This is a genomic window from Methylomonas sp. HW2-6 (assembly GCF_052474525.1).
Genome location: NZ_CP184124.1, coordinates 3,210,017 through 3,218,171 on the forward strand (window position 1 = coordinate 3,210,017; position 8,155 = coordinate 3,218,171).

6 protein-coding genes are annotated in these 8,155 nt (G+C 55.9%); all 6 read right to left on the bottom strand.

The window, feature by feature from the left end; genetic code table 11:
* Positions 1 to 33: 33 nt before the first annotated feature.
* A complete protein-coding gene (locus tag ACH518_RS15590) occupies positions 34 to 2,418 on the bottom strand; it encodes a tetratricopeptide repeat protein (RefSeq protein ID WP_445370759.1) in 2,385 nt (794 codons plus the stop codon).
* A gap of 290 nt (positions 2,419 to 2,708) precedes the next feature.
* Positions 2,709 to 3,368 (bottom strand): hypothetical protein, encoded by a 660-nt coding sequence (locus tag ACH518_RS15595; protein WP_445370760.1) that lies wholly within the window; start codon positions 3,366 to 3,368, stop codon positions 2,709 to 2,711.
* A gap of 13 nt (positions 3,369 to 3,381) precedes the next feature.
* Positions 3,382 to 5,076, bottom strand: coding sequence for a putative porin (locus tag ACH518_RS15600; RefSeq protein WP_445370761.1), 1,695 nt, complete (start codon positions 5,074 to 5,076; stop codon positions 3,382 to 3,384).
* Between the two features lie 22 nt (positions 5,077 to 5,098).
* Positions 5,099 to 5,761: an energy transducer TonB family protein gene (locus ACH518_RS15605; protein ID WP_260839342.1), complete on the bottom strand. Its 663-nt coding sequence runs from the start codon at positions 5,759 to 5,761 to the stop codon at positions 5,099 to 5,101.
* Positions 5,762 to 5,770: 9 nt separating this feature from the next.
* Positions 5,771 to 6,175, bottom strand: coding sequence for an ExbD/TolR family protein (locus ACH518_RS15610; RefSeq protein WP_140912839.1), 405 nt, complete (start codon positions 6,173 to 6,175; stop codon positions 5,771 to 5,773).
* A gap of 86 nt (positions 6,176 to 6,261) precedes the next feature.
* Positions 6,262 to 8,049 (bottom strand): DUF2341 domain-containing protein, encoded by a 1,788-nt coding sequence (locus ACH518_RS15615; protein WP_445370762.1) that lies wholly within the window; start codon positions 8,047 to 8,049, stop codon positions 6,262 to 6,264.
* Positions 8,050 to 8,155 lie beyond the last annotated feature (106 nt).

Consider the following 8,155-nt stretch of genomic DNA (forward strand, 5'->3'; position numbering starts at 1 on the left):
GGACGGCGTTTTCCGGTGGCGAAGCGCGGCGGTTTACAGCTTGCCGAGCACTTCCTTGGCTTCGGCCAAGCCGTCGAACTCGACTTTCTTGTCGACCGCTTTTTGCAGATACTCGCGAGCTTTGACCGGATCGTTGGTTTTGTAATAAATCATGCCCATGTGGTAGTTGCTGATCGGCGATTGTGCGTCGCGTTCGATCGACTTGGTCATAATTTCCTTGGCCTTGTCGTAATTGCCCTGCTTGTAGGCAATCCAGGCCACGGTATCCAGCATATTTGGGTTGTTGGTTTTCAGCAGGGGTTCTGCCAGTTTGGCAGCCCGCTCCAGATTTTCCGGCGTCGCCGCGAAATCCGACAAGTAGCTTGCCAGATTATTGACCGCCACCGCCGAATCGGGATGCTGTTTGTAGGAAGCTTCATACAGGGCTAACACTTCCTGATTCTGACCGTCGCGGTGGTACAAACGAGCCAGATCGTCGACCAGTTCCATGGCGCCGCCAGTTTTCTCGATACCTTTTTTATAAATATCGATCGCGCCGGCTTTGTTTTTCTGGGCCAGTTCGATCAAGGCCAAGTTGCGATAAGGGCTATACCAATCGGGTTTGATCGACTGCGCCTTCTGGTAAGCGGTTTTGGCTTCGGCAAACTTCTGCTCGTTCAGATAGGCGCCACCGATCAGGTTATAGGCGACGAAATGGTCCGGCTGTTGTTTGACCACCTGTTGCAACTTGGCCAAGGCTTTGTCCGATTGTTTTAACACCAGATAGCTTTTCACCATTTCGGTCAAAGGCTCCACCGCATCCGGTTTCCGCTCCAAGGCCTTGCTAAAGGCTTCGACACTTTCCGCCAGCTTGTTTTCCGCCTGGTAGGCCAAACCGGACATGTAAAAACCGGTAGCGTCCTTGTCGTTCAAATCCTGCACCTGCTTGGCCGCGGCTTGGGCTTTGTCCCAGTGCTTTTGCGTCACTTCCAGTTTGAACAGAGCTTCCAGACCCTTCAAGCTTTTCGGATTGGCTTTCAGCAAAGATTCAAGTTGGGCTTTGGCTTGGTCGGGCTTATTACCTTTCAAAAACAGGCCGACCAAATCCAGTTGCGCGGTTTCGTCGGTCGGTGTCAGCGACACGACTTTTTCCATGTTCTCGCGCGCCAGTTCATCTTCGTTATTGCGCAGATGCGCCGCCGACAGCATTTTCAACACGCCGGTGTTGTTGGGCTGATCGACCAGCACCGCCCGGAAGTCGGCGATTGCGTCCGGAATCCGGTTTTCCGCCAGCGCAAATTGGCCGCGCATCGTCAACGCTTCGGCGTCGCGCGGATTGTTTTCCAGTACTTCCTTGATCAGGGCTTTGGCTTCGTCGCCGCGTTTGGTCAAGGCATACAAGGCGGCCAATTTATTGCGCGCGGTAATCGCGTTCGGACCTAATTTGTCGCGGTCGACAATTTCTTTCAAAGTGGCTTCGGCCTTGTCGAATTCTTTTTTGGCCAGATGGATATTAGCCAGTTTGAATTTCAATTCGTAAGCATCCGGCTTTTGCTCGATCATCGGCAGCAGTTCGGCAATCGCCACTTCCGGCCCGCGCTTTTCCAGCAAAAAATCGATTAAGTAGGTTTTTGCAGTATCGTTGTCCGGCATTTGGGCGACGGCGTTACGCAAAGTGGCCTCGGCCTTGTCGACTTGCTGAGTGCCTACCTGAAACAGCGCCAGGCTGCGGTAATGCTGCAATTGCTGCGGTTCGAGCTTGACGATGTCCGCCAGCGTTTTCTCCGCTTCCGCCGCATTCTGGGTTTTGGCGTACAAACCGGCCAACATGCTGCGCAGCGGCACATTGTCTGTCTTTTTGGCAATCGCCTGTTGCAATAGCGCAATGGCCTGATCGGTTTTGTCCAGACGGGTTTGAATCGATGCCATCATCAATGTAGCCGGCACGTCGTCCGGACTTTGCTTCAGCGCGCGTTCGACCGAAGCGATGGCGCCGTCGTTATTGTTTTTGGCTGATTGCACGCCGGCCAGCAACACCAGCGCTTCGACGTTGTCCGGTTCTTTCGCCAGCGCTTCACCGACCATTTTTTCGGCATCGTCGACCATCCGGTTCAATAACAGTAACTGGCCGACCCTGACTCTGGCCATCACATGATTCTCGCTGCTGGCGACAACGCCGCTGTATTCCTTGAACGCGGCTTCGATTTTACCTTGCTTGCTTAGGGCCTCGGCCATTTGAAACCGGCTTTCGGCGTCTTTCGGATCGATTTGCAAAACGTTTTTAAAGGCCAATTGGGCTTTCTCGTAATCGCCCGCTTGAAACAGCTGCTTACCCTCTTCCATGTATTTCGCTTTCCGTTCCTCGGGGCCGTTACAGGCCACCAATCCGGTCGTCAAAACAACAATGCCCAGATTTTTCAAAAAATTATGTGTTGTCATGAGTATCTCGATGATTCTTGCGTGTGGTTGTTTAGGACGCGCCGGTCGAAGCGGATGACTCCATCCCGCCCGGAACAGATTCAAATAGACACTGAAAAATCAACGCCTTATATCTGGTCCGCAATGATCTTCCGTCGAAAAACGGAACTTCGAATATCGTTTCCTTAGCCGCTTTAAAAACGCTGCTAGCCCGATTTTAACTTATTTGTATCGTTAAACTGGTACTGGCTTCGGTAATTTGCAGGGAAACGAGGTGCGACATGACGCCGCACCCCTGGCAACGGAAAGGCTTATTGGGCGGGGATACCGGCCTCGGCCGCGGTTTGCTCCGCCAGCTTGCCGGCACGCAATTTGTCTTCGTATTCCTGGACGATGTTTTCCATTTCCACACTATTGAACTGCAGCAAGGTTTCCTGCTCCAGCAAACCGGACAGGGCGCCCTTGTTCTGGTAGCGCTGCAGCAAATCCTTTCCGGCTTCATAGAGCTTCAGATTATGCTCGCCGCAAACGTTCAACTGTTGCTCGGTGGCCTGCTGTTTGGTTTTCAACGCCGCCAGTTGGCCCGCCAATTCCGCTTTGGCCTGATTAACTTCCTGGTTCTTGGCGAAGGCCTCCTGCAAGCGGGCGTTGGATTTTTCCAGACGTTCGCGCACTTCGCCGGCGGCATTGCGCTGGGCCGACAATTCGCTACCAAGTTGCTCCTTGGCCGCGACGGCGGCGGAATGCTCTTTCTTCAGTTGCTCCAACTGCTTGAGTTGCTCGTTCAGTTTGGCGGTTTCGGCCTGGGCCGCGTCGCGCTCGGCGGTCAGGCTTTTCACCATGCCCTGCAGTTTCAATACCGCGCCACTATCTTTAGATGCCTCGCGCGGCGCGGCCGAAACCGTCGCCGAAACTGCCAGCGCCAGCAACAATCCCGCCGGCAAATGCCAGGTAATCTGATACCGCTTCATGTCGCCTCCTCGCCTAGAACTGGGTGTTGATATCCATTTGCAGCACGTCGACGCCCCAGGTCGGGCCGCTGATCATATCGGCCGTCAGCCAGCGTCCGGTCAACCAGACGTTTTTCATCAAACCGTAGTTGCCGCCGATGAACCAGCCTTTGACGTTGGTGCCGCCCAAATGGAAATCCGAATCGGTAAACGCGTCCAACACCGAATCTCGGCCGACATATTTATAAGCGGCGAAGACGTTCCAATGCCCGGCGACTTCCGCCTTGGGCCAACCGAAATCGGCGCGGAACTGCCAGGCCGTGGTCTTGGCATCGACCGCGGAACCGTACAAGCGACTGACTTCCTGTTTGTCGAAGCCGATGTTTCTGGCGTAGTCGCCGCTGATGCGCAGATGGTACGGCGCGAACAAGGCCATGTCGTAAGAAGCATTGATATTGACGATGTTGAAATCCGACGCCAAACCGACCATGGCCGGCAAGGTGCCGGGCGCCAAGCGGGTGCCTTCCTTACAAATCGTCGCCAAGGTGTTACCGCCTTGCATGAACTGCGGTCGCGAGGCGGTATTGGCTCGATTGTTGGTGTCGCAGGTGCCGGAAGCGGTGGTATTTTGCCTGGCCTGCAGGTTGACGTAATCGTAATACGCTGCGGCCAATTTCAAATTATCCTGGTTGGTAAAGGCCCAATCCATGCCGGCCTGGCCGCCCAACAGCCATTTGTCGCTGCTGAAACTGCTTTCCTGCAACGGAAACGCGCCGACCGTGAGATAAGCCTGATGGCTCTGGTCTCCCGCATCCATCAGTCTGCCGGAGTCGCCCAAGTGGTGGCGCCATGTCGCGGCAAAGCCCTCGAACGACAAATCGACGTCCCACAGCAACTCGCTACCGCCGGTAAACTCGCCGCCGCCGGTATACCACGGGTTCTTGATCCGGCCGCCGCTCAGCGTCAGCCATTTGAATTTGTTGTCGTCGGTCGCATCGTATTGCAGGTAGGCGCGGTCGACCGTGAAATCGTAATGGTTACCGAAGTTAGCCAAGTCCTGGTTGGTCGATACCGGATCGCGCTGGTTGCCGGTCGCCAGCCTGACGCCGGCCTTCAAGTTGTCGGTAACATTGGCATCGATACCGATCCGCAGCCGTTCCCGGAAACGCTGGCGGTCTTCGGTGGTGTTGTAAAACGCATCCAGGCCGGCATTGGTCACACCACCGGCATTGTTGATAGTCTGGTAATCCAGATAAGAATTTGGGATATTGTCCGGTGCCTGATAATCGTGCTGCGAACGCAAGCGCAAATCGCCGGACAATTTGAACTTGCGGGTCCAGTCCGGCAACGCATTCGGCAAACCCCATTGTTCGTTCTTGGCTTTTTGCATCACGTCGCCGACCACTTCTTCGCGCAGCTCGCTACGCACTTGCTGGCGAATCTCGTCCTTGACGAAGTCCGGCACGTAAGCCACTCGCACTTCGTCGGCCGGCACGGCCTCTTTCTCGCCGGCCGCTTTGGCGGCGGCGACCTGTTGGCCGGCGTCGGCTTCGGCCTGCTTGATCATTTCGTTGGCCGCCTTGTCGGTCAGAACGCCCTGCTTCACCAATTGCTTGATCAAATTGGTGGTGGTGTTGCGCAGCTTCAGCAATTCTTCCTTCTCGCCGGCCTGGACGCTGCCGATCAACCCTGACAGCGCCAGGGCCATCAGCCGTGTTTTGTTCGCCATTGTTTTGTTCTACCTATGATTTTTAAATTCTCGATGAAATCTTCAATTTGACCGGTTGCTGCATGCCGGGCGGCGGCGGTTCCGCGACCCGGTCGAACTTGTTCAGCAAACGGCTCAACAGCTCGTCGATTTCGGCATCGTTGCTGCCCTTGGCTAACTCCACCCGTTCTACTGAACCGTCCGCCTTTAACCAGACTTTGACGATGGCGGTATAACCCTTGCGCCGCAGCTCCTCGTGGTTGTTCAGCAGAGCCGAAATGCCGTTCTTGATCAGACCGCCGTACCAGGCGTAGGGATTGCCGCTGCCGCCGCCGAACAGGCCGGTACCACCTTTGCGGGCGGCCAGACCGAAACCGTCGGAGCCGGCCGCGCCTTCGGCATCCAGCCCCAAATCGCGCGGCGGCGCCTGTTCCGGCTCGGGTTCCGGCTCGGGCTCGGGTTCCGGCTCCGGTTCCTTGATTTTTTCCTTGATTTCCGGCTCGGGCGGCTTCTCCACTTTCGGTGGCGGAGGCGGCGGTGGCGGCGGTTTCAGCAAGGTGATCGGCTGGATTTTCTTTTCGTTTTTGGCCGGTTTGTTACCGGCAAAGTCGATGATGACTTTGACGATATAAAAAATGGCCACCGCAGCGATCAAGGCACCTATCACCATGGGTATGTAAACCCGCCAATGCTTCTTTTTCGACATCGCGCCAACTTATTTCACGAGGTTCTGCGTGACCAGACCGACCTGGGTAATTTCCAGTCGGCCCAGCAAGGCCAGAATGTCGACCACGCTTTGGTATTGCACCGTGGCATCGCCCTTGACCACCACCGGCAATTCCGGATTTGCCGCCTTGTATTGCAGCAGCGTGGATTCGAGCTGTTCCATCGTCACCGGAAAGGTATCCAGAAAAATGGTGCCGTCGGCAGTGACGGTAATCGCCTTAGTTTGCGGTTTGGCCAAACTTGGGGTGTTGCTGGCCTTGGGTAGATTGACCTGGACGCCCTGCACCGCGGCGGTGGTCATCAGGATGAACACCACCAACAACACGTAAGCCAGGTCCAGCATCGGCGTGACGTTGATTTCGTCGTATGCGGCGTTTTCTTCTTGAACTTTCATTAGGTATTCTCTTGACTGCGTAGGTTACGCAGGCGCTACCGGCAACTGTCCGCCAGGTGAGCGCTGCGTCTGCTAAGAATGGGATATCAGCTATGCTGTTCGGCGAGTTTGGCGATGAATTCGTCAACGAAGACGTGCATATCGGCGGTGATTGCCTTGATCATGCTGCCCAGGTAGTTGTAGGCAAACAGCGCCGGAATCGCCACGCCCAGACCGGCCACGGTCGCAGCCAAGGCCGCGGCAATACCCGGTGCGATGGCGTTGACGTTGACTTCGCCGCTAGCGGCAATCGCGGCGAAGGTAATCATGACCCCGACCACGGTACCCAGCAGACCCAGGAACGGACCGCCGGAAATGGCGATGGTCAATAGCACCATCTGCGAATTGAGTTTTTGCAGTTCCCGCACCAACACCCCGTCCATCGAAGCCTTGACCGCATTCAGCGCCTGTGCGGACAAGCCCTGTTCGGCGGCATCGGCGCCTACGCCTTTGGCCAGTCGTTTGTTCATTTCCTGAACGCCGATATGGTAGATACGGTAGATGGATGAACCGGCGAAGGCCGCATGGTTACCGGTCAACGACAGCAGCAACGGTGATTCGTCGAAGTCCGCTTGATCTTCCTCGTCCTGATGATCGAGCTTGGTAAGGTTTTTGGAACCGAGCTGACTGAAGGCTTCCTCGAACTTTCTATTTTCGCTGCGGGTACGGTTCAGAATAATCGCCTTGCTGACGATCACCAGAAAACTAATGATGAACATCACCGCCAGAATGCCGATGATGACCCAACCGTCCAGCGTAACGTTGTCCAGCGTCGCCATCAAATAGGATTCGCCGCCCTCTTCGCTGTCCGGCGTGCTGTCCTCGCCGTAGTTCAACAGCGCCGAAGACTGGCCCTGCATCAACGCAGCGAATTGCAAATAATTTTGGTCGCGGGCGATTTTGGCGATGCCGAATTCGTCGATCGCGCCGGCAAAGCCGCGGGAACCATCCACCGCCGCACCGATGCTGCTGTCGCCGAGTAGAGTCGGCACGCTGGCCGGCAACACGCCCATCGGCTTGCCGTCGACGTATAAGGTAAAACCTTCTTTGGTGGCGCTGACGGCCAGGAATTGCCAAGTCGCCAGATTCAGATCGGTCGGGCTGACCAGTTCCTTACGGTTAAGGTCCAAGACCGGGGTCTGACCTCTAACGGACAATGTCAGGCCGTCGCGCTGAAAAATCACACCGTCGGCTTGGGCTTGGTCGATCTTGACCCAGGCCGACACGGTCCAGCCGAATTCGACCGCCATTTGCACGGCCGGCGTCGCGGCGATCTTCAGCGACTGACTACCGTTGAATGCACCGGCGTCGCCGACGGCACCGCCTTCGATTCGGGTCGAGGTCGCCGCAGACGGTTGATTGGCGTAAGCCGTGGCGTCTTTCACCGCATCGGCGTCGAAGTGATAAGCCACAGCCTGGGCCACGTCGAAAATGCCGGCGCCGTCCTGGGCGTCTACCGCCTTCGGGTTACCGTAATACATCCAGAACATGGCCTCGTCGGCGCTTGCTATGTCTTTTGGTAGTTTGACCCAGATCAGGGCCATCTCGTTGACGGTATCGATTTTCTCGATGAAATATTTCAGCGGTGTCTTATCGTCGGCCGCCAAAAACCGCAAATCCTTGCCGTTCTCGGCCAGATCGGCAAAGAAACCGAAATTGCCGGTATGCAGCCGCACCGGCACCAAGCCCTCGGCCACCGGCTTGACGCCGTTTTGCTGCAACTGCTGCGCGTCGATGGTGATTTTCTTCCGATAGCCCCAGTCGTCGTTCCACCAGGCTTGCGCCAATCCGGGCATCATCGACAAGGCCAACATTAACAAGGCAATCCGCTTCATTTTCTCTCTCAAAACAAGGTACTTAGCGAATTATCCTGACTTTTCTTTACATTTTTATGACATTTTCGTGAAATTTACCGACCAATCCGGTTGCGACCGGAATCCC